21 protein-coding genes are annotated in these 20,344 nt (G+C 69.3%); 12 read left to right on the top strand and 9 right to left on the bottom strand.

The genetic code is table 11. The annotated features are described in order from the left end of the window. The first annotated feature begins 63 nt into the window (after positions 1–63). The 4 genes from G401_RS0105590 to G401_RS0105575 are packed head-to-tail and all read left to right on the top strand — an operon-like array spanning position 64 to position 3,993. Positions 64–987 (top strand): ABC transporter permease, encoded by a 924-nt coding sequence (locus G401_RS0105590; RefSeq protein ID WP_027341720.1) that lies wholly within the window; start codon positions 64–66, stop codon positions 985–987. Beyond that, positions 980–1,945, top strand: a complete 966-nt coding sequence (locus G401_RS0105585) for an ABC transporter permease (protein ID WP_027341719.1) — start codon at positions 980–982, stop codon at positions 1,943–1,945. Before G401_RS0105590 ends, G401_RS0105585 begins: the two co-directional genes overlap by 8 nt. Positions 1,946–1,949: 4 nt before the next feature. Beyond that, positions 1,950–2,978, top strand: a complete 1,029-nt coding sequence (locus G401_RS43720) for an ABC transporter ATP-binding protein (RefSeq protein ID WP_051366203.1) — start codon at positions 1,950–1,952, stop codon at positions 2,976–2,978. Further along, positions 2,965–3,993 carry an ABC transporter ATP-binding protein gene (locus tag G401_RS0105575; protein WP_027341718.1) on the top strand — a complete coding sequence of 343 codons (1,029 nt, stop codon included), beginning with the start codon at positions 2,965–2,967 and terminating at the stop codon, positions 3,991–3,993. Before G401_RS43720 ends, G401_RS0105575 begins: the two co-directional genes overlap by 14 nt. A gap of 73 nt (positions 3,994–4,066) precedes the next feature. Here G401_RS0105575 and purH read toward each other — a convergent pair whose 3' ends face one another. From purH to G401_RS52405, 3 genes are read right to left on the bottom strand one after another with little or no spacing between them, the layout of a single operon-like run. Beyond that, the gene (purH, locus tag G401_RS0105570) at positions 4,067–5,707 is read right to left on the bottom strand and encodes a bifunctional phosphoribosylaminoimidazolecarboxamide formyltransferase/IMP cyclohydrolase (protein ID WP_027341717.1); all 1,641 of its coding nucleotides are present in this window, start codon (positions 5,705–5,707) and stop codon (positions 4,067–4,069) included. Then, positions 5,704–6,339, bottom strand: coding sequence for a phosphoribosylglycinamide formyltransferase (gene purN / locus G401_RS0105565; protein ID WP_027341716.1), 636 nt, complete (start codon positions 6,337–6,339; stop codon positions 5,704–5,706). The genes purH and purN overlap by 4 nt, the downstream gene beginning before the upstream one ends. A 34-nt stretch (positions 6,340–6,373) precedes the next feature. Beyond that, positions 6,374–6,856, bottom strand: coding sequence for a hypothetical protein (locus G401_RS52405; RefSeq protein WP_051366201.1), 483 nt, complete (start codon positions 6,854–6,856; stop codon positions 6,374–6,376). Here G401_RS52405 and G401_RS0105555 point away from each other — a divergent pair. Continuing rightward, positions 6,855–7,151: a hypothetical protein gene (locus G401_RS0105555; protein ID WP_027341715.1), complete on the top strand. Its 297-nt coding sequence runs from the start codon at positions 6,855–6,857 to the stop codon at positions 7,149–7,151. The two genes, G401_RS52405 and G401_RS0105555, sit on opposite strands and share 2 nt — an antisense overlap. Before the next feature lie 169 nt (positions 7,152–7,320). Beyond that, positions 7,321–7,560 (top strand): hypothetical protein, encoded by a 240-nt coding sequence (locus tag G401_RS0105550; RefSeq protein ID WP_027341714.1) that lies wholly within the window; start codon positions 7,321–7,323, stop codon positions 7,558–7,560. A gap of 9 nt (positions 7,561–7,569) precedes the next feature. Here G401_RS0105550 and G401_RS43710 read toward each other — a convergent pair whose 3' ends face one another. Beyond that, on the bottom strand, positions 7,570–8,943 hold the full coding sequence (locus G401_RS43710) for a cell division protein PerM (protein ID WP_084556851.1): 1,374 nt from the start codon (positions 8,941–8,943) through the stop codon (positions 7,570–7,572). A gap of 126 nt (positions 8,944–9,069) precedes the next feature. On the opposite strand from G401_RS43710, the gene G401_RS0105540 reads away from it, so the two are divergent. Then, positions 9,070–9,669, top strand: a complete 600-nt coding sequence (locus G401_RS0105540; protein WP_027341713.1) for a hypothetical protein — start codon at positions 9,070–9,072, stop codon at positions 9,667–9,669. A 65-nt stretch (positions 9,670–9,734) separates the two neighbouring features. Here the strand turns inward: G401_RS0105540 and sucD are convergent, their stop codons facing one another. From sucD to G401_RS0105525, 3 genes are all read right to left on the bottom strand, one after another. Continuing rightward, complete coding sequence (sucD, locus tag G401_RS0105535) at positions 9,735–10,616, bottom strand: succinate--CoA ligase subunit alpha (protein ID WP_027341712.1); 882 nt, start codon at positions 10,614–10,616, stop codon at positions 9,735–9,737. A gap of 1 nt (position 10,617) precedes the next feature. Next, on the bottom strand, positions 10,618–11,793 hold the full coding sequence (gene sucC, locus G401_RS0105530; protein WP_027341711.1) for an ADP-forming succinate--CoA ligase subunit beta: 1,176 nt from the start codon (positions 11,791–11,793) through the stop codon (positions 10,618–10,620). 405 nt (positions 11,794–12,198) lie between these two features. Beyond that, positions 12,199–12,606, bottom strand: coding sequence for a cobalamin B12-binding domain-containing protein (locus G401_RS0105525; protein ID WP_027341710.1), 408 nt, complete (start codon positions 12,604–12,606; stop codon positions 12,199–12,201). Between the two features lie 506 nt (positions 12,607–13,112). Between G401_RS0105525 and G401_RS0105520 the strand changes: the two genes are divergently transcribed. From G401_RS0105520 to G401_RS0105500, 5 genes are all read left to right on the top strand, one after another. Then, the gene (locus G401_RS0105520; RefSeq protein WP_245601627.1) at positions 13,113–13,721 is read left to right on the top strand and encodes a M23 family metallopeptidase; all 609 of its coding nucleotides are present in this window, start codon (positions 13,113–13,115) and stop codon (positions 13,719–13,721) included. A 276-nt stretch (positions 13,722–13,997) separates the two neighbouring features. Further along, complete coding sequence (locus tag G401_RS0105515) at positions 13,998–14,777, top strand: M23 family metallopeptidase (protein WP_245601626.1); 780 nt, start codon at positions 13,998–14,000, stop codon at positions 14,775–14,777. Between the two features lie 267 nt (positions 14,778–15,044). Then, positions 15,045–15,995, top strand: coding sequence for a malate dehydrogenase (gene mdh, locus G401_RS0105510; RefSeq protein ID WP_027341707.1), 951 nt, complete (start codon positions 15,045–15,047; stop codon positions 15,993–15,995). Between the two features lie 112 nt (positions 15,996–16,107). Further along, on the top strand, positions 16,108–16,785 hold the full coding sequence (locus G401_RS0105505; protein ID WP_027341706.1) for a uracil-DNA glycosylase: 678 nt from the start codon (positions 16,108–16,110) through the stop codon (positions 16,783–16,785). A 121-nt stretch (positions 16,786–16,906) separates the two neighbouring features. After that, positions 16,907–18,124, top strand: a complete 1,218-nt coding sequence (locus G401_RS0105500; protein WP_027341705.1) for an NADP-dependent isocitrate dehydrogenase — start codon at positions 16,907–16,909, stop codon at positions 18,122–18,124. Between the two features lie 169 nt (positions 18,125–18,293). On the opposite strand, the gene G401_RS0105495 is transcribed toward G401_RS0105500, so the two are convergent. Together G401_RS0105495 and G401_RS0105490 are read right to left on the bottom strand one after the other, a co-directional pair. Then, entirely contained in the window at positions 18,294–19,493 is a 1,200-nt protein-coding gene (locus tag G401_RS0105495) for a hypothetical protein (protein ID WP_027341704.1), read from the bottom strand. Then, the gene (locus G401_RS0105490) at positions 19,490–20,344 is read right to left on the bottom strand and encodes an alpha/beta fold hydrolase (protein ID WP_027341703.1); all 855 of its coding nucleotides are present in this window, start codon (positions 20,342–20,344) and stop codon (positions 19,490–19,492) included. Before G401_RS0105490 ends, G401_RS0105495 begins: the two co-directional genes overlap by 4 nt.

Raw genomic sequence — 20,344 nt, 5'->3', positions numbered from 1 at the left:
GCCCGTGTCCGGGTCTTTAGGGGAATCGCCCCAAAACCTCCCACATCCGGAGAGACTAGACTCATGTTCCGCTACATTGTGCGGCGCCTGCTCCAAGGTGTGCTGACCTTCTTCGGGGCGACGCTGATCGTGTTCGCCCTGATGTTCGCCGGTGGTGGAGACCCCATCCAGGCACTGGCGGGTGAGAAGCCCGTGACCCCCCAGCAGCGGGCCGCGCTCACGGAGCAGTTCCATCTGAACGCCGGGTTCTTCCAGCGCTACCTCTACTTCCTCAAGGATCTCTTCACGGGGAACCTGACGACGTACACCGGGCGCTCGGTCTTCGACTCGATCGGCGACGCGCTGGTGCTGACCGGCAAGATCGCCCTCATCGCCCTGCTCTTCGCGATGATCGTCGGCGTCTCGTTCGGCATCATCGCCGCGCTGCGCCGAGGCGGCGTCTTCGACAACACGACCCTGGTACTGACCCTGGTCGTCATCGGCATCCCGTCGATCGTCCTGGCCCCGCTCGCGCAGTACCTCTTCGCGATCAAGTGGAAGATCTTCCCGGTCATCTACACGCCGGACCAGCCCTGGACCTCCCTCATCCTGCCCGGTCTGGTGCTCGGCTCACTCTCGCTCGCGACCGCCATGCGGCTCACCCGCGCCTCGTTCGGCGACAACCTGCGGGCCGACTACGTACGCACGGCGACGTCCAAGGGCCTCAAGCAGGGCCGCGTGATCGGCGTACACGTGCTGCGCAATTCGCTGATCCCCATCGTCACGTTCCTCGGCGTCGAGCTGGGCAACCTGATGGGCGGAGCGATCATCACCGAGAGCGTGTTCAACGTCCCCGGTGTCGGCTTCAAGCTCTACAAGGCCATCGGCCTGGACGACGGCCCGACCGTGGTCTCGATCGTCAGCCTGCTGGTGGTCATCTACATCGTGGCCAACCTGATCGTCGATGTGCTGTACGCCGTTCTGGACCCGAGGATTCGCTATGAGTGACTTTGAGACCGCCGCGGCGAGCGAACTGCACTCCGCCACGCCCGGACTGCAAGGCGAACCCGGTGCCCCCGGCCAGCCGCAGACCATGGAGTCGGCGACGAAGGTACGCAGCGCCGCCGCCGACGCCTGGCGGGAGCTGCGGCGCAACGCGCTGTTCTGGATCGCTCTGGCCATCGTTCTCGTCATCCTGGTGATGGCCTGCTGGCCGAGCCTGTTCACCAGCGCCGACCCGAACAGTTGCAGCCTGAACAACCAGATGGCCGGGCCTTCCGCCGGTGCCCCCTTCGGGTACGACTTCCAGGGCTGCAACGTGTGGGCGCACGCCGTCTACGGCACGCGCAACTCGCTGCTCATCGGCGCGGGCGCGGCCATCCTGGCCGGCGTACTGGCCATGGTCATCGGCATGATCGCCGGCTTCTTCGGCGGCTGGATCGACGCCGTGGTCTCCCGCATCGTCGACATCGTGCTGGCGATCCCGCTGCTGCTCGGCGCGATCGTGCTGATGAAGCGCATCCCGTCGGACAGCCAGAGCCTGCGCCTGACCGCCCTGATCGGCATCCTCGGCGTCCTCGGCTGGACCACCGCCGCCCGCGTCGTACGCTCCTCGGTCATCACGGCCAAGCAGCAGGACTACGTGTCGGCGGCGCGGATGCTGGGCGCCGGCAACGGGCGGATCATGTGGCGGCACATCATGCCGAACGTGCTCGCACCGTTCCTGGTGATCATCACGATCGCCCTCGGCGCCTTCATCGCGAGCGAGGCCACCCTGTCGTTCCTCGGCGTCGGCCTCAAGCCGCCGAGCATCTCGTGGGGTAGCGACATCGCGACCGCGCGCGTACACATGCGGGAAAAGATCACCCCGCTCGCCGTCCCGTCCGTGTTCCTCGCGCTGACGGTGCTCGCCTTCATCATGCTGGGCGACGCCATCCGCGAGGCCTTCGACCCGAAGCTGCGGTGATCCGATGACTGGCCCACAGACCGACTTCCCGGCGGCTCGCGCGAGCACTCCCCGGCTCCTGGAGGTGGACGACCTCTACGTCGAGTTCCACACCCGCGACGGGATCGCGAAGGTCATCAACGGGGTCTCCTATCACCTCGACCCGGGCGAGACGCTCGCCGTACTCGGCGAGTCGGGCTCCGGCAAGTCGGTGACCGCCCAGACGATCATGGGCATCCTCGACATCCCGCCGGGCAAGGTGACCGGCGGTCGCATCCTCTACCAGGACCGCGACCTGCTGAAGATGTCGAAGGAGGAGCGGCGGCAGATCCGCGGCCAGGAGATCGCGATGATCTTCCAGGACGCGCTGTCGGCGCTGAACCCCGTGTTCACGGTCGGCAACCAGATCTCGGAGACCCTGCGCAAGCGCAAGGGCCTGTCGAAGTCCGACGCGACCCGCCGGGCGGTCGAGCTCATGGACCTGGTGAAGATCCCGGGTGCTCGTGCGCGCATCAAGGACTACCCGCACCAGTTCTCCGGCGGCATGCGGCAGCGCGTGATGATCGCGATGGCGCTGGCGCTGGACCCGAAGGTGCTCATCGCCGACGAGCCGACGACGGCGCTGGACGTGACCGTGCAGGCGCAGATCATGGACCTGCTCGCCGACCTGCGTCGCGACCTGAACATGGGCATGATCCTGATTACCCACGACCTGGGCGTCGTGGCCGACGTGGCGGACCGGATCGCCGTCATGTACGCCGGCCGCATCGTCGAGCACGCGGACGTGCACGCGCTGTACAAGAAGCCGGCCCACCCGTACACCGAGGGGCTGCTCGACTCGATCCCGCGACTCGACTCCAAGGGTGCGGAGCTGGCCACGATCAAGGGCCTGCCGCCGAACCTGATGAAGCCGCCGACCGGCTGTGCGTTCAACCCGCGTTGCAAGTACGCCAAGGACATCTGCGTGACGGACGTCCCGCCCCTGCTCCAGCTGGGCGACGGGCGGACCAGCGCCTGCCACTTCGCGAAGGAGCTGCTCGATGGCCGTCTCTGAGACCGCTTCGAAGGGCGAGACCATCCTCGAGGTCGAGAACCTGGTCAAGCACTTCCCGATCCGGCAGGGCATCCTCTTCAAGAAGAAGATCGGTGATGTCAAGGCGGTCGACGGCGTCTCGTTCGAGCTGCGCAAGGGCGAGACCCTCGGCATCGTCGGCGAGTCCGGCTGCGGGAAGTCGACCGTCGCCAAGCTGCTCATGCGCCTGGAGACGCCGACGGCCGGCCGGGCCAAGCTGCACGGCCGCGACATCTACAAGATGGGCGGCTCGGAGCTGCGCAGGCTGCGCCGCAACGTGCAGATGGTCATGCAGGACCCGTACACCTCGCTCAATCCGCGGATGACCGTCGGCGACATCATCGGCGAGCCGTACGAGATCCACACTGACGTGGCCCCGAAGGGGGACCGGCAGCGTCGCGTACAGGAGCTGCTGGAACTGGTCGGGCTCAACCCGGAGCACATCAACCGCTACCCGCACCAGTTCTCCGGCGGCCAGCGCCAGCGCATCGGCATCGCCCGCGCGCTGGCCCTGCGGCCCGAGGTGATCGTCTGCGACGAGCCCGTCTCGGCGCTCGACGTATCGATCCAGGCACAGGTCATCAACCTGCTGGAGAAGCTGCAGGACGAGTTCGGGCTGAGCTACATCTTCATCGCCCACGACCTGTCCGTGGTCCGCCACATCTCCGACCGGGTCGGCGTCATGTACCTCGGCAAGATCGTCGAGATCGGCACCGAGGACGAGATCTACTCGCGCCCGACCCACCCGTACACGCAGGCCCTGCTCTCGGCGGTCCCGGTGCCGGATCCCGAGGCCCGGGCCCACCGCGAGGTCATCCGCCTCGAAGGCGACGTGCCGTCCCCGGCCAACCCGCCGTCGGGCTGCCGGTTCCGCACCCGGTGCTGGAAGGCCCAGGAGCGGTGCGTCACCGAGGAGCCGCTGCTCATCCTGCGGCCGGCGGCGGACAACCACCTCTCGGCGTGTCACTTCGCCGAGCAGCGCCACGTCGTCGCGTAAACGCCGAGGAACAACGCCGAAGAACGCAGAAGGCCGCGGTCCCGATCGGGACCGCGGCCTTCGTGCTGCCGGCTCAGTGCCAGAAGTGGCGTGATCCGGTGAAGTACATCGTGATGCCGGCCTTCTCCGCCGCCTCGATCGCCTGGTCGTCGCGGATCGAACCCCCCGGACACACGATCGCCGTGATCCCGGCCTCGCCGAGCAGCTCGATGTTGTCCGGGAACGGGAAGTACGCGTCCGAGGCGCAGACCGAGCCGCGGGCCCGCTCCTCGCCGTCGGCCAGCGTGTTCGCCCGGGAGATCGCGAGGCGTACCGAGTCGACGCGGTTGACCTGGCCCATGCCGATGCCGACGGCGCCGCCGTTCTTCGCGAGCAGGATCGCGTTGCTCTTGGCGTACTTGCAGGCGCCCCAGGCGAACTCGAGATCGTCGAGCTGCTCGGGAGTGGCCGGCTCGCCGGTCACCAGGCGCCAGTTGTCCACGTTGTCGCCGTCCGCCTGCAGCAGGTCGGCCGTCTGCGCCAGGAAACCGCCGGAGATCTGCCGCAGCTGTACGCCCTGCGCCACATAGGGCGGCGCGACCAGCGTACGCAGATTCTTCTTGGCGGTGAGGATGGCCGCGGCCTCCTCCTCGTAGCCCGGGGCGACGATGACCTCGGTGAAGACGCCGTCGAGCTGGCGGGCCATCTCGGCGGTGACCACGACGTTGCTCGCGATCACGCCGCCGTACGCCGACATGGGGTCGCACGCGTGCGCCTTGCGGTGCGCGTCCGCGACGGATTCGGCGGAGATGGCGATGCCGCAGGGGTTGTTGTGCTTGACGATCGCGACACAGGCCACCCCCTCGTACGCGTTGCACGCCGCCCAGGCCGCGTCGGCGTCGACGAAGTTGTTGTAGGACATCTCCTTGCCGCCGAGCTGCTCGGACCGGGCGAGGCCGGGGGCGCCCCACGGTTCCATGTAGAGCGCGGCCGCCTGGTGCGGGTTCTCGCCGTAGCGCAGCACCTGGGTACGCCAGCCGCCGATGCCGCCGAACTCCGGCCAGCAGTTCGCGCCGGGCGCGGTGTCCTCCAGCTCGACGAGGTTCACGCCGGTCCACTGGGCGATGGCCAGGTCGTAGTCGGCGATCTCGCCGTACGCGCGGGCGGCCAGGGCCCGGCGCTCCTTGAGGGTGAAGCCGCCCCGCTCGGCCGCTCCGATGAGGAACGGGTAGTCGGTGGGGGAGATGACGACCGCGATGCTGTTGCTGTTCTTCGCCGCCGCGCGGACCATCGCCGGGCCGCCGATGTCGATCTTCTCGATGCACTCCTCCAGCGAGCCGCCGCGGTCGACGGTCTTGCGGAAGGGGTAGAGGTTCGACACGAGCAGGTCGAAGGGTTCGATGCCGAGCCGCTCCAGCTCGGCGACGTGCGCCGGGTCGGTCATGTCGGCCAGCAGGCCGGCGTGAACATTGGGGTGCAGCGTCTTCACCCGGCCGCCGAGCGCCTCGCCGAAGCCGGTGAGGTCTTCCACCCGGTTGCAGGGCGGCCCCATGTCCTCGATCGCGTTGGCCGTCGAGCCGGTCGCGAAGATCTCCGCACCGGCGTTGCGCAGGGCGCGTACCAGGCCGGGCAGGCCGTTCTTGTCGTCGACGCTGATCAGCACCCGCCGGAATGGGCGGCGTCCGTCGCCGACGTCGTCAAGCCGCTCAGCGTCCGGCCGCTCAGCACTGGTCACAGCACCTTCACCTTTCGTCCCGAGATGGTCCAGCCGTTGCGGGCCATCCGGCCCACGTACTCCACCAGCTGCGCCCGCTCGACTTCTTTGATCCGCTCGGTGAGCGTCTCCTCGGTGTCGCCGTCCAGCACCGGTACGGCGACCTGGGCGATGATCTGGCCGGTGTCGACGCCCTCGTCGACCACGAACAGGGTGGCCCCGGTGATGCGCACGCCGTACGCGAGCGCGTCGCGCGGGCCGTGGATGCCCGGGAACGACGGCAGCAGCGCGTTGTGCGTGTTCAGATAACGACCGCCGAACCGGGCCAGGAACGCCGGGCCGACGAGTTTGAGGAAGCCCGCGCTGATCACCAGATCCGGCTCGTACGCCGCGACCGACTTCGTCAGTGCTTCGTCCCAGGCGCCCCGGTCGGCGTAGTCGGGAATCCGGTGGACGAACGTCGGTACGCCGGCCGCGTGGGCGCGGTCGAGTCCGGCGATGCCGTCACGGTCGGCTCCGACCGCCACGATCCGCGCGCCGTACGCCGGGTCGGCGCAGGCGTCGAGGAGGGCCGCCAGATTGGAGCCCGAGCCGGACAGGAGGACGACGAGCCGTCGCGGGCCGCCGCCGGCGGGTCGGTCGGGAGCGGTCACCGCAACACCCTATCTGGCCCCGGGATCTGCGATTTCACAGACCCAGGCCGATCAATGCCATATGTTGGACAAAACGCCCAAAAGAGGAGGTCGCCGTGACGTCTTCGGAACCGTCCGAGTCGAACACCGGCCAGCCGCAGGAGCCCATCTGGGCCGCGCCACCGGCGGCCCCGGAGCCTGTCGGCAGTCCCGAACCCATCTCCGGTACGCCGGAGACGCTGCCCCCCACGACGGAGCCCACGGGTACCGGCCTGCCGCCGATGACCCCACCGCCGCCGATGCCGGATCCGGCCGCGCCGCCGCTGCCGGCGGATCCCGCCGCCGCGCCACCCGCCGCGATGCCGTCGTCGATGCCGCAGTCGATGCCGCAGTCGGTGCCGCCGTCGATGTCGACCGGGCCCTCGGTTCCGCCGCCGCTGCCGCCGACCGCCCCCGGCGGAGGCTGGCAGGGCACGCCGCCCACGACTCCCCAGTACGCGCCGCCGCCCGCCCCGCCGGCCGCCGGAAACAATTCCATGTACGAGCGGATGGGCGGCCACAACAATGTCATCGGCTGGCTGTCGGTGCTGTTCGGCATCATCGGCACGGGGTGCTGCTGTTGCTGGTTCCTCGACGGCGCGCCCTTCATCGGCGGCATTCCGGCGCTCATCCTCGGCATCATTCACCTCCAGCGGGTGAAGCAGAACAGGGCGAGCATGAAGTGGCTGGGCTGGCTGGGCATCGCGCTCGCGGTCATCGCGCTGCTCGGTGCGATCTGCAGTTTCACCACCCATTGGAATGACAACCTGCACAACGATCTGACCAATCAATAGGGATTCGGCGCACCAAAGAGGCGATACATCCGGCGATTCGAGTTGATCTCGGTCGCCGGGTGTATGACGATCATCCTCCGGTCACAGGAGTCCCACAGGTTGCTCCTGATGACTACAATCCCGCTGTTCGTCCATCCATCGGCTTCACGGCCCCTGAAGGAGACCCCTTATGAGTCAGCCTCCCGTCATCCCGCAGCCGGTCGCGCCCGCCGGCAAGGACAACACCACGCTCTTCGGCGTCCTCGGCATCGTGCTTGCGCTCTGCTGCGCCCCGATCGGCATCCTGTTCGCCGTGCTGTCGCACCTGCAGGCGAACAAGAACGGCAAGCCGGCCACGCTGGCGATCGTCGGCTACGTCGTCGCGGCGCTCAACATCATCTTCGGCATCATCTACTCGGTGAACCGCTGACGGCTCCGTTCACGAAATGGGCGATCCCTCGGGGTCGCCCATTTTCGTGCCGCGGGCATAGAAGGGCCGCGTTCCGAGCGCGCCGAGCAGGCAGCCGAGCGCGATGACGCCCGACCCCGCGGCCACCACCGGCAGGACCTCCGGGCCGAGGTGCCCCATGGTCGAGGTGAGCGTGCCGCCCGAGGCGAGCGCCGCCAACCCGAGCAGCACTCCGGCGATCGGGCCCGCCATCAGCGAGCCGGTGAGCAGATGCCCCCACCGCACGACGGGCACCACGCCGTCACGCGGCCGCAGGCGACGCCGCGTCAGCAGCCAGCCCGCCGTGATCCCGGCCAGCAGCGGCAGGCCGAGCAGCACATACGCGACGCCGTGCAGCTGGGCGCCGGGCATCGCCACCACCAGCGGCAACGCGGGCAACGGGCCCGCCGCCACGCCCGAGGCCCGCACGATGCTGTCCGCGCCCAGGCTGAAACCCGGCCCCAGCAGGTAGGCGGACGCCCAGACGGCCACGTTCGGCGCCACCGCCAGGCTCACCAGCGTCACCCCGGCCTGCCCCGCGACACCCGTGTGATAGGCCGCGAGCACCGAGCTCGCCTCCCCGCCGCGCAACGCCACCACCAGGCCCGTCGTGGCACCACCGGCGGCGATCACCAGCATCGCGCCGACCGCGCCGGTCCGCGTCGCATCCCTGACCACCCGGGGTACGCGTTGCGCGACGACCTGGATCGCGCCGGTCTCCCGCAGGGCGCCGAGGACGGCGAAAAGCGTACCGAGGACGAGCCCGTGCAGGGCGGCCCGCAGCGGGGCCACGCCGACCAGGTCGCCGTCGGCGAGCCAGCCGGCCAGCCCGGCGAGGAAGGCGTACCCGAGGCCGACGGCGGCGCCGACGCGCAGAGCCCGGCGCGGGCTGCGGCTGCCCCGGGCACCGAGCGCGCGGGTGGTGTGCACGCCCGCCCGCATGATCCGCCACGCGGCTAGCGTGCCCAGTGCCAACGGAGCCAACGTGAGCTGCCCGTACTCGGTTTCCAGCGGTACGCCGAGACTCAGCAGCCAGCCGGCGAGCCCGAACCGCAGGCTGCCCGCGATGCTCAGGTGCTGACCGGCGGTGATCAGGGCGAGTGCCGTGAGCGCGGCGACCGGTGCGATCGCGGTGAGGGCGGCCAGCAGCGCGTTGACCGTCGCGGCGGCCATGCCCCGCAGGAGCCGGCGGCGGCGCGTGTTCGCACCGGGAGCCACCGGCGCCGCACTGGCCCGGACGGCGGCCCGCTGGCGTGGCCGGCCCGGCCCCGCCGGCGCCTCAAGGTCGAGCGCCACCGTCTCGCGGCGGGCAAGGTGCGCCGCCTCCGCCGCGGCCAGGGTTTCTTCGTCCGGGGTGCCTGCCATCACGGGCTACCTAACCACATTCGGGCGCCGATAACTACGAAGTACACCCGCGTCCGTTTTGCGGCCATTACCCTTTGCTCAAGGTCGCCGACAGATCGTGCCTCGGTTGCGAAGAAGGAGATGTCGATGAGCGACGACAAGCCGCCGCCCTACGAACCGCCAGCGTCGTCCGGATCGGACGGCACTCAGCCGCCGGCCTATGAGCCGCCGGTCTCGGGCACGGGGTACGAGCCGCCGGTCTCCGGCACGGGCTACGAATCGCCGGCGGCAGGTTCGCCCCAGGAGCCGCCCGGCGGGGGATCGATCTACGAGAGCGCCAGCTACCAGCCGGCCCCGGCCGGTTCGATGCCGCCGCCGCCCGAAGCCGCGCCGCCACCCGGTGCCATGCCGCCACCTGGGACCGGGGCCGGCGCCGGGGCGTACCCGGCCGGCGGATATCCGCCGGGGGGCGCGTACGCACCGCCGACGCCGGTGCAGTCCGGCAAGGACAACACGGTGCTGTTCGGCATCCTCAGCATCATCTTCGCCGTCGTGTGCTGCCCGCTGATCGGCGTCCTGTTCGGCTGGCTCGCGATCAACGAGGGCAAGAAGACCGGCAGCGACGCCCTGCTCGGCAAGATCGGCTTCTGGCTGGGCATCGCGTTCACGGCGCTCGCCCTCATCGGCGGCCTGGTCGCGATCTGCGCCGGCGCGATGAGCGGCAGCTGGCACTACGACAACTACTGACGTACCCCGCCAACGAAAAGCGCTCCGCTCCCGGGTGTCGGGAACGGAGCGCTTCGGTACGCGTACTAGGAAAGGATCTCGCGCATGAGCTGCGCGGTCTCGGACGGCGTCTTGCCGACCTTGACCCCCGCGGCCTCGAGGGCGATCTTCTTGGCCTCGGCGGTGCCGGAGGAGCCGGAGATGATCGCGCCCGCGTGGCCCATGGTCTTGCCGGGCGGGGCGGTGAAGCCGGCGATGTAGCCGACGACCGGCTTGGTCACGTTGGCCTTGATGAACTCGGCCGCGCGCTCCTCGGCGTCGCCGCCGATCTCGCCGATCATCACGATCGCCTCGGTGTCGGGGTCGGCCTGGAAGGCCGCGAGCGCGTCGATGTGCGTGGTACCGATGATCGGGTCGCCGCCGATGCCCACCGCGGTGGTGAAGCCGAAGTCGGACAGCTCGTACATCATCTGGTAGGTCAGCGTGCCGGACTTGCTGACCAGGCCGATCTTGCCGGGGCCGCTGATCGACGCGGGGATGATGCCCGCGTTCGACTGGCCGGGCGAGGCGATGCCGGGGCAGTTCGGCCCGATGATCCGGGTCTTACCGCCCTTGGCCAGGTTGTACGCCCAGAACTCGGCACTGTCGTGCACCGGTACGCCCTCGGTGATGACGACGGCCAGGCCGATGCCCGCGTCGATCGCCTCGATGACCGCGCCCTTGGTGAACGCCGGCGGTACGAAGATCACGGTGACGTCCGCGCCGGTCTTCTCCATCGCGTCGGCGACCGTGCCGAAGACCGGCACCTTCACGCCGTCGAAGTCCAGCTCCTGGCCGGCCTTGCGGGGGTTGGTGCCGCCGACGATGTCCGTGCCCGCGGCCAGCATCTTGCGGGTGTGCTTGGTGCCCTCGGACCCGGTGATGCCCTGGACGATGACCTTCGAGTCCTTCGTGAGCCAGATAGCCATCTCATGCCCCCACAGCGGCGAGATCGGCGGCGCGCTGGGCGGCGCCGTCCATGGTGTCGACCCGCTGGATCAGCGGGTGGTTGGCCTCGTCGAGGATGCGGCGTCCCTCTTCGGCGTTGTTGCCGTCCAGGCGTACGACGAGCGGCTTGGTGACCGCCTCGCCGCGCTGCTTGAGCAGCTCCAGGGCGGAGATGATGCCGTTGGCGACCGCGTCGCAGGCGGTGATGCCGCCGAAGACGTTGACGAAGACGCTGCGCACGGCCGGGTCGGACAGCACGATCTCCAGGCCGTTCGCCATGACCTCGGCGCTCGCGCCGCCGCCGATGTCGAGGAAGTTGGCCGGCTTGACGTTCTTGTCCGCACCCGCGTACGCCACCACGTCCAGAGTGGACATGACCAGGCCCGCGCCGTTGCCGATGATGCCGACCTCGCCGTCGAGCTTGACGTAGTTGAGGTCCTTGGCCTTGGCCGCCTGCTCCAGCGGGTCGACGGCCGACTTGTCCTCGAGCGCCTCGTGGTCGGGGTGGCGGAAGCCGGCGTTCTCGTCCAGCGTCACCTTCGCGTCCAGGCAGAGCACCTTGCCGCCGGTGGTCTTGGCCAGCGGGTTGACCTCGACCAGGGTCGCGTCCTCGGCGACGAAGGTCTTCCACAGGTCCACGGCGATCTGCTCGACCTGGTCGGCGATCTCGGCCGGGAACTGGGCCTGGGCGACGATCTCACGGGCGATCTCCGGCGTGACACCGACGGTCGCGTCGATGGGCCGCTTGACGACCTTCTCCGGTGCCTCGTGCGCCACCTGCTCGATCTCCATGCCGCCGGCGACGCTGGCGATGCACAGGAAGGTCCGGTTGGCCCGGTCCAGCAGGTAGGAGAAGTAGTACTCCTCCGCGATGTCGGCGGTCTCGGCGAGCATCACGTTGTGGACCGTGTGGCCCTTGATGTCCATGCCGAGGATGTCGGTCGCGCGGTCGTACGCCTCGGCGGGAGTGGCGGCGAGCTTCACACCACCCGCCTTGCCGCGGCCGCCGACCTTCACCTGCGCCTTCACGACAACACTCGTGCCGAGCCGCTCGGCGATCGCTCGGGCCTCTTCGGGGGTCGCCGCCACGCCGCCGCCGAGCACGGGCAGGCCGTGCTTCTCGAAGACGTCGCGCCCCTGGTACTCGTACAGGTCCACGTTAAGCGTCCCGTTCCGTCAGTCTGGGGAGCCCGTCACCTAGAACGGGCCTTCACTGCCGCAGCCTAACGGTCGCGGGTCCCCCGAACGGCCGTTCGGGTACCCATTTGTGCACGATCCCACAATGGCGCCCGCGCCGGGGCGCCGGGAAGCCCGGAAAGTTCTCGCCAAGATTTTTTCTGGACCGCGTAACCCCCCGGCAGAGGCCTCGTTGAAGTGGATGTCAGAGCGCTGAGGGGTAGCTCTGACAAGGGAAAACGGCCGATGCCCTGTCGGTCGAGGGGTGGCGGCGGGGCGTCGTGCATATGAGGAGCCGGACGTGTGAGGGGTGCGTCCGGCTCCTCTCTCTTTGCACCGCATATATAAAAGGCCGGCCGTGGTGGCCGGCCTTTCGTGTGCGCCGGGTCAGCCGGCGGCCTTCTGCGGGACGTTCGCGCGTACCCAGTCGACGATGGACTGCGTCGTCGCGCCCGGCGTGAAGATCTTGGCGACGCCGATCGCCTCCAACTCGGGGATGTCGGCGTCCGGGATGATGCCGCCGCCGAAGACCGTGATGTCGGTGGCGTCCCGCTCCTTGAGCAGCTCCACCACCTTGCGGAACAGGGTCATGTGCGCGCCCGACAGGACGGACAGGCCCACCACGTCGGCGTCCTCCTGAATCGCCGTCTGTACGATCTGCTCCGGCGTCTGGTGCAGGCCGGTGTAGATGACCTCCATGCCGGCGTCGCGCAGCGCGCGGGCGACCACCTTCGCGCCGCGGTCGTGCCCGTCGAGGCCCGGTTTGGCGACGACGACCCTGATCGGTTCGGACATGCTTCCCACCTTTTCGGCTACGGCGGCCCGACCCCGGACGGCGCCTTAACGAACGGTAACCCGCTGCGCCGCGACCGGGAAAGCGGAGGCTTCTCACACCGCTGTGTTTCTTCCGTGTTGCGGAGAGTAGTGGCCAAGAATCGTGCCTTATAGTGACGCAATCGGACACTTCCTGCCGCACAGTCGCACTGTCCGTATGTTGATCACGTTGCGGAACTTGTGTGAACCCCTAGGGGTTCGCTACGTTGTCCCGCAGTACACCGGGGAAACAAGTCAGGATCATCGAGCTTCACCGCTGGATGATCGGATACCGGAGAACGTCGTCCGGACCAAGCACTGACCGCGAGCGCGAGAAAACGCGCGTGGCCGGGTCAGGGTCCGCACCGGTGTCAGAGTGACGGAGGTTGTTGGCGTTGCAGTACCGGCCAGAGCCGCTACGCGAGCGCGATAAGTACCGAGGTCGCCGCCGGATCCCTTCGCCGCCGCGCAGCCGTTATGTCGGCGTCGTGGCGACGGCCATCGTCGGAGCCGGCATCGTGGCGCTGGGCGCCGGTGCCGCCATGCCGAACGCCAAGGCCGACGCCCATGCACTCGACGGCGTCGACAACACTTCGCAGGCCTCTCTCGACCGCGCGACCGCGGCCGACGCCGCCAGCCGTAGCGACCGCAACGGCGGCCTGAACAGCTCGGTCGCCGCCGCGCCGGACGCCTGGGTGCTCCCGCTGCACGACTACGAGTTCACCTCCGGCTTCGGCGGCCGATGGGGCACCGTCCACAACGGTGTCGACCTCGCCGTCGCGGAGGGCACCCCCTATGCCGCCATCCACGACGGCACGGTCATCGTGGCCGCGTGGCGCGGAGCCTGCGGCAACACGATCATGATCGATCACGGTGACGGCGTCGTCTCGGTGTACTGCCACTCGCTGAAGCTCAACGTCAAGGTCGGCGACAAGGTCAAGGCCGGTCAGCAGATCGGCTGGACGGGCAACACGGGTCACTCGACCGGGCCGCATCTCCACCTCGAAATTCACGACCACGGTGCGGCGACCGACCCGGTGCCGTGGCTCAAGGCGCACGGTGTCGACTTGAAGCTGGAGATGGAGTCGGTTTACTGATTTCCCGACTTGAGGGATCCGCCCACACCGTTGTCGGTGTGGGCGTTTTTCATGCCCGGTGGGCGTCGACGTCTGTCCGTCGATCGGCGCTGATGTCCAGATGGCTGTGACCAGCACCATAGTCCCCAATGTGATTCAGCTCACCATTTTTATCGACCCTAATTTCTGTGGATTTAGGGCGATTTGCCGACCACCCTGAGTCGGCTCGGGTTCGCCATTAGGGGTTTGACCAGGCAGTCTTGCGCCTCGTGTCAACGAGGACCCGAGGAGGCGTACGTGCCTGAAGGCAACACGAAGACCATCCTGAACAAGGGGCAGCAGCTTGCCGGCCAGGTACGCAGCCGCCTCACCGGCAAGAGCCGCCAGGTCGTGGCGATCGCCGCGCTCGCGGGCGTGACCGGTGTCGGCCTCGCCGCCGCGAGCTTCGCTCACCCCAACCCCACTTCCCCCGCCCATTCTTCGGCCGCCGCGCTGACCGCAGAGGCGCGTGACGCCGCCGCAGCACGGGCCGACCGCTCGCAGCGCCAGGCCGCCTCCACCCAGGCCTCGGCCGACGCGAAGACGGCGGCCGACGCGGCCGCCGCCAAGAAGGCCGCCGACGCAGCGGCCGCGAAGAAGGCCGCGGACGCCAAGAAGGCGGCTGCGGCCAAGGCGACCGGCTGGACCATCCCGATCCCCGGCGCCCAGGTCACCTCCTGCTACGGCCAGCGGTGGGGCGTACTGCACGCCGGCATCGACTTCGCCGCCGCCGAGAACACCCCCGAGCACGCCGCCAGTGCCGGCACCGTCGTCGCCGCCGGCTGGGTCTACTCCGGCTACGGCATCTCGGTTCTGGTCGACCACGGCAACGGCCTGTTCACGCACTACGCGCACATGAACAAGACCGTCGTGCACGCCGGCCAGAAGGTCGCGGCCGGCCAGATCCTCGGCTACGAGGGCTCGACCGGCGACTCGACCGGCCCGCACCTGCACTTCGAGGTGTGGAAGGGCATGTGGGGCCAGATCGACCCGGCTCCGTTCCTCGCCGCCAAGGGCATCAAGACCACCTGCAGCTGACGAAACCCCCGCCCCGTTCCCCGACGGGCGAGCTTCCGCGGCCCGGTCCTCCCCGTGAGGGCCGGGCCGCCGGCGTACGCGGGGCCCGGCGTCGTGTCACCACCGGATGGCCGTGGTGATCTGTGGGCAACATCGCCGGGACCCGGACCGTCGTTGGGTCGATGTCGGGGCTATGGTGCGGAAAGTGAACCCGTCCGGTCAACGCCGGTTCGTCTGATGGCGCCTCGCCACGGCGCGAGGCAACTCCCCGCAGGGAAGGTCTGAACAATGGGCAAGAAGGTCACCGTCGTAGGCGCCGGTTTCTACGGTTCCACGACCGCGCAGCGTCTGGCCGAGTACGACGTCTTCGAGACGGTCGTCCTCACCGACATCGTGGACGGCAAGCCGGAGGGCCTCGCCCTCGACCTGAACCAGTCGCGCCCGATCGAGGGATTCGAGACCAAGGTCGTCGGCGTCACCACCGGTGTCAACGGTGAGAACTACGAGGCCATCGCCGACTCGGACATCGTGGTGATCACCGCCGGCCTGCCGCGCAAGCCGGGCATGAGCCGGATGGACCTGCTGGGGGTCAACGCCAAGATCGTCCGCGGGGTGGCCGAGCAGGTCGCCAAGCACGCGCCGAACGCCGTGATCATCGTCGTCTCCAACCCGCTCGACGAGATGACCGCCCTCACGCAGATCGCCTCGCAGTTCCCGCGCAACCGCGTACTCGGGCAGGCGGGCATGCTCGACACCGCCCGGTTCTCGCACTTCGTCGCCGAGACGCTGAACGTGCCGGTGGGCTCGGTCAAGACGCTCACCCTCGGCTCGCACGGCGACACCATGGTCCCCGTCCCGTCCCGCTGCACGGTCGACGGCAAGCCGCTGTCCGACCTGCTGTCGGCCGAGAAGATCGAAGAGCTGGTCGTGCGTACGCGCAACGGCGGCGCCGAGGTCGTGGCCCTGCTGAAGACCGGTTCGGCGTACTACGCCCCGTCCGCGGCGGCCGCCCGGATGGCGAAGGCCGTGGCGGAGGACAGCGGTGCCGTGATGCCCGTCTGCGCCTGGGTCGACGGCGAGTACGGCATCGAGGGCGTCTACCTCGGTGTCGAAGCCGAGATCGGTGCGCAGGGCGTACGCAAGGTGGTCACGACCGAACTGACCGACACCGAGCTCGCCGGGCTGAAGGAGGCCGCCGAGGCCGTCCGCGCCAAGCAGGCCGACGTCGTCAGCCTCTGACGCGCATCTCTTCGAAGGGGGCGGGCGTCGGCCTGCCCCCTTTGTCTGTCGTATCGCCGGGGAGCGCTTGCGCGAGCCGCCAGTGTCGTATTCGGAGACTAGGCTCTCCCGCATGGCCTTCGACCTGTTGGATCTGCTGCCCGCCGAGTGGTGCGACGTGATGAAGCCGCACCTCGATCTCGACGCGACCGCCCGCCTGTCCGCCTTCGTCGACGCGGAATACGCGTCGCAGACCGTCTTCCCCCCGCGGGAGGACCTGTTCACGGCGTTCCGGCTGACCTCGCCCGCGCACACGCGCGTACTGATCCTGGGGCAGGATCCGTATCACAAGCCGGGTCAGGCGCACGGGCTGAGCTTCAGCGTGCGGCCGGGCGTGTCCGTCCCGCCCAGCCTGCGCAACGTCTACAAGGAGATCTTCGACGATCTCGGCCAGTCCTCGCCCCGCGACGGCGACCTGACCCGCTGGGCGAGCCAGGGCGTGCTCATGCTCAACGCCGTGCTGACCGTTCGCTCCGGCACCCCGACCAGCCACGCCGACAAGGGCTGGGAGCAGTTCACCGATGCGGCGATCAAGGCGGTCAACGACTCGCCGTATCGCGTCGTGTTCCTGCTCTGGGGCAGCTACGCGCGGAAGAAGGCGGCCCTCGTCCGCAATCCGCAGCACGTGGTGATCGAGGCCGGGCATCCGAGCCCGATGAACCCGCGCGGCTTCCTCGGCTCGAAGCCGTTCTCGCAGGCGAACGCGGCTCTGGTCGAGGCCGGCCGCGGCGAGGTCGCCTGGGGCGTCTGAGCAGGGACGTCCTGTTTGGGAGTGCCTTCTTTCACCGCTCGCCGACCCGCGTCGGGCGCCCCTTCGGGACGGCAGTACGCTCGTACTGTTAATCGAATTCCCGAGAGGAGCGCCCGGCGCCATGGCGAAGATCAAGGTGACCAACCCGGTCGTCGAACTCGACGGCGACGAGATGACGCGGATCATCTGGAAGCAGATCCGCGAGCAGCTGATCCTGCCCTACCTCGACGTCGAGCTGGACTACTACGACCTCGGCATCGAACACCGTGACGCGACCGACGACCAGGTCACGATCGACGCGGCGAACGCCATCAAGCTGCACGGCGTCGGCGTCAAGTGCGCCACGATCACGCCGGACGAGGCACGGGTCGAGGAGTTCGGCCTGAAGAAGATGTGGCGGTCGCCCAACGGCACGATCCGCAACATCCTCGGCGGCGTCATCTTCCGCGAGCCGATCATCATGAGCAACGTCCCCCGGCTCGTACCCGGCTGGACCAAGCCAATCGTCGTCGGCCGTCACGCGCACGGCGACCAGTACAAGGCGACCGACTTCGTCGTGCCCGGCCCCGGCAAGGTGACCGTCACGTACACCCCGGCCGACGGCAGCGAGCCGATGGAGTTCACCATCGCCGACTTCCCCGGCGGCGGCGTCGCGATGGGCATGTACAACTACGACGACTCGATCCGGGACTTCGCGCGGGCGTCGTTCAGCTACGGCCTGCTGCGCAACTACCCGGTCTACCTGTCGACCAAGAACACGATCCTCAAGGCGTACGACGGCCGGTTCAAGGACATCTTCGCCGAGATCTTCGAGGCCGAGTTCAAGGCCGAGTTCGACGCCAAGGGCCTGACCTACGAGCACCGGCTCATCGACGACATGGTCGCCGCGGCGCTCAAGTGGGAGGGCGGCTACGTCTGGGCCTGCAAGAACTACGACGGTGACGTCCAGTCCGACATCGTCGCGCAGGGCTTCGGCTCGCTCGGCCTGATGACCTCGGTGCTGATGACCCCGGACGGCCGTACGGTCGAGGCCGAGGCCGCGCACGGCACGGTCACGCGGCACTACCGGCAGTGGCAGAAGGGTCAGAAGACCTCCACGAACCCGATCGCGTCGATCTTCGCCTGGACCCGGGGCCTCGCCCACCGCGGCAAGCTCGACAACACCCCGGCGGTGACCGACTTCGCGAACACGCTGGAGCAGGTCATCATCGACACGGTCGAGGGCGGCGCGATGACCAAGGACCTCGCCCTGCTGATCAGCGCGGACGCGCCGTGGCAGTCCAGCGAGGAGTTCATGAACACGCTCGACGCCAACCTGGCGCGCAAGCTGAACGCCTGATCGGGCGTCACCCGTTCGGCGGTGTGTCGTTGAGGGTTGCGAGAGCGAATGCCAGACGCCCTCATCCGAAGTGAACTCACCTGCCGTCCCTTTCGGGGCGGGCCTTCTTTCGGGAAGGCCCGCCCCGGCCCTGTCTCCGGCCCGCAGCGGAGCCGTCCACAGGGGAGCATCAGGCGATCTTCGTGTCCTGGACGGCGAATCCGGCGCCGGTCAGCGCGTCCCGCAAGGCGTCCGCCATCGCGAAGTCGCGGGCGGCCCGGGCCTGTTCGCGGGCGTCGCGTACGGCGGTGACGAGCGCGGGAACGGCCTCGTGCGCGTCGGTGGCCAACTGACCCAGCCGCACGACCATTCCTCGCAGGACACTGCGGGCGTGCTCGTGATCCGGGCTCACGTTCGTGTCGGCCGACCAGTCCTCGATGGCGCTCTCCAGCTCCAGGACCACCTCGACGCAGGTCGCCGCGTCGTTGGCCGCCAGCCCGTCGGCGAACCGCGCATCCAGGCCGTCGACGATGTCCCGCAGCGAGGTCGCCCCGTCCCCGGCCGCGCCGTCCTCGTCGGCGGGGGTGAAGGCCGGTGGTGCCGTGGCCGCGGCGGAGTCGGAGAAGCCGGCGAGTTCCGCCAGCCCCAGCGTGCTCCCGGTCGGGTGGACCGCGACCTGGCCGCCCCGGCGCAGGGTCAGCCCGCCGACGCCGACGACCTTCACCGTGCCGGACCGCAGGTCGACCAGCGCGGCGGTGTGCTCGTCCACCCCCACGATCAGCGACTCCTCCGGCAGCCACTTCTCCATCAGCGTCAGCCGGCCCTCGCCGAGGTAGCAGTAGCGGGTGTCGTGATGACCGCCCTCGGCGTTGTCGAAGTGCGGGATGATCACCGCCGGTACGCCGGTCAGCCGCCCGAACAGGTCGAGTCCCCGATCCCAGCGGGGGTCCTCGCCGGCCTTGTAGATCTCGTAGACCGGAATGGCGTGCGATCCCAGGGTGAGCGCGGCCGCGCTGGCGAACACCAGGACCTTGGTCTGTTCGAGGATTCCCGGGATCGCCGAGTCCCGCCAGTTGCGCAGGGCGTACGTGGGGGAGCCGGGGCCGGAGAAGATCCAGTCGGCGGAGCGGAGCGCGGCCAAGGCCCGTTCGCCCTCGACCGCCGGCAGGTCGGCCCGGCGCCACGAGGCCACGCCGATGTCCCGGCCCACGCTCGCCTTGAAGTAGCCGGTCGCGCGGGCGGAGATGTCGTCGGCGTTGGACTGGAATCCGTACGGAGTGTCGAGCAGGACGGCCGGCGCGGCGCCGACCAGCTCGAAGATCCCCCGGTGCGGCTTGATCATCGTCGGCGTCGTCTCGCCGGAGCCCATCAGAGCGATCAGCTCGGTCATCGTGCGTCCCCCACCAGGCTCAACAGGTCGTCGGCCACGTCCTTGGGCCGTTGGGCGTGCAGGTCGTGGTCGCTGCCGGGGTACTCGTGCACCCGCGCGTCCGCCATCGCCGCGGCGGCCCGCGCGACGTGATCGCGTTTCCCGGCGGCCCGCCCCGGATCGTCGGACGAGTACGCCGGAAGCAGCACCGCCGGCATGGTGATCCGGCCGAAGTACCGGGTGACCGGGTGCTCCCACATGTCCCGGACGATCTCCATGTGCCGCTCGACGGGCAGCCGGCGCTCGACCGTGCCGTCGTCGCGTACGCGGAGGTTGAAGGCGGTCGCGTCGACGGCCTCGTCGGACCAGTCGGGATGCGCCGTCCGCAGGAAGCCTTCGAGCTGCCCGGCCGGTGCCCCGTCGATCTCCGGTGGTCGGAGGGCTTTCGCGCACGCCTCCCAGGACGGGAAGTCCGCGGCGAGGTCGATCCAGCCGCCGTCGACGAGGGCGAGCCCCGCGACCAGCCGGGGATGCTCGGCGGCGAACCGGACCACCACGTTGCCGCCCCACGACTGGCCGGCCGCGATCACCTGGTCGAGACCGAGGCGCTCGCAGACCACGGCGAGGTCGGCGGCGGCCGTCGCGGTGCCGACGTCACCGTCGGGCAGGTCGGATTCGCCGTGGCCGCGCAGATCGACGGCCCAGGCGTGGTGCCCGGCCGCGACCAGGTATGCCGCGACCTGGTCCCAGAGCCGCGCGTTCGACGCCAGACCGTGGACGAGGAGGAAATGGCGACCAGCGTCGCCGGGCTGCCCTGTAGGGCCGTACTGCCGGACGTTGAGGTCGATGGACTCGGCGACTGCTACCCGCAT

Origin of the sequence: Hamadaea tsunoensis DSM 44101, from assembly GCF_000428945.1 — a bacterium.
Taxonomy (GTDB): domain Bacteria; phylum Actinomycetota; class Actinomycetes; order Mycobacteriales; family Micromonosporaceae; genus Hamadaea; species Hamadaea tsunoensis.
This window is presented reverse-complemented; position numbering and strand designations above follow the sequence as displayed.

Bases quoted from the DNA above. Each gene is read 5' to 3' on its own strand.
- G401_RS0105590 (WP_027341720.1), top strand. From the start codon at position 64: ATGTTCCGCTACATTGTGCGGCGCCTGCTCCAAGGTGTGCTGACCTTC.
- G401_RS0105585 (WP_027341719.1), top strand. From the start codon at position 980: ATGAGTGACTTTGAGACCGCCGCGGCGAGCGAACTGCACTCCGCCACG.
- G401_RS43720 (WP_051366203.1), top strand. From the start codon at position 1,950: ATGACTGGCCCACAGACCGACTTCCCGGCGGCTCGCGCGAGCACTCCC.
- G401_RS0105575 (WP_027341718.1), top strand. From the start codon at position 2,965: ATGGCCGTCTCTGAGACCGCTTCGAAGGGCGAGACCATCCTCGAGGTC.
- G401_RS0105555 (WP_027341715.1), top strand. From the start codon at position 6,855: ATGTACGAGCGGATGGGCGGCCACAACAATGTCATCGGCTGGCTGTCG.
- G401_RS52405 (WP_051366201.1), bottom strand. From the start codon at position 6,856: ATGGAATTGTTTCCGGCGGCCGGCGGGGCGGGCGGCGGCGCGTACTGG.
- G401_RS0105550 (WP_027341714.1), top strand. From the start codon at position 7,321: ATGAGTCAGCCTCCCGTCATCCCGCAGCCGGTCGCGCCCGCCGGCAAG.
- G401_RS43710 (WP_084556851.1), bottom strand. From the start codon at position 8,943: ATGGCAGGCACCCCGGACGAAGAAACCCTGGCCGCGGCGGAGGCGGCG.
- G401_RS0105540 (WP_027341713.1), top strand. From the start codon at position 9,070: ATGAGCGACGACAAGCCGCCGCCCTACGAACCGCCAGCGTCGTCCGGA.
- sucD (WP_027341712.1), bottom strand. From the start codon at position 10,616: ATGGCTATCTGGCTCACGAAGGACTCGAAGGTCATCGTCCAGGGCATC.
- G401_RS0105525 (WP_027341710.1), bottom strand. From the start codon at position 12,606: ATGTCCGAACCGATCAGGGTCGTCGTCGCCAAACCGGGCCTCGACGGG.
- mdh (WP_027341707.1), top strand. From the start codon at position 15,045: ATGGGCAAGAAGGTCACCGTCGTAGGCGCCGGTTTCTACGGTTCCACG.
- G401_RS0105505 (WP_027341706.1), top strand. From the start codon at position 16,108: ATGGCCTTCGACCTGTTGGATCTGCTGCCCGCCGAGTGGTGCGACGTG.
- G401_RS0105500 (WP_027341705.1), top strand. From the start codon at position 16,907: ATGGCGAAGATCAAGGTGACCAACCCGGTCGTCGAACTCGACGGCGAC.
- G401_RS0105495 (WP_027341704.1), bottom strand. From the start codon at position 19,493: ATGACCGAGCTGATCGCTCTGATGGGCTCCGGCGAGACGACGCCGACG.
- G401_RS0105490 (WP_027341703.1), bottom strand. From the start codon at position 20,344: ATGCGGGTAGCAGTCGCCGAGTCCATCGACCTCAACGTCCGGCAGTAC.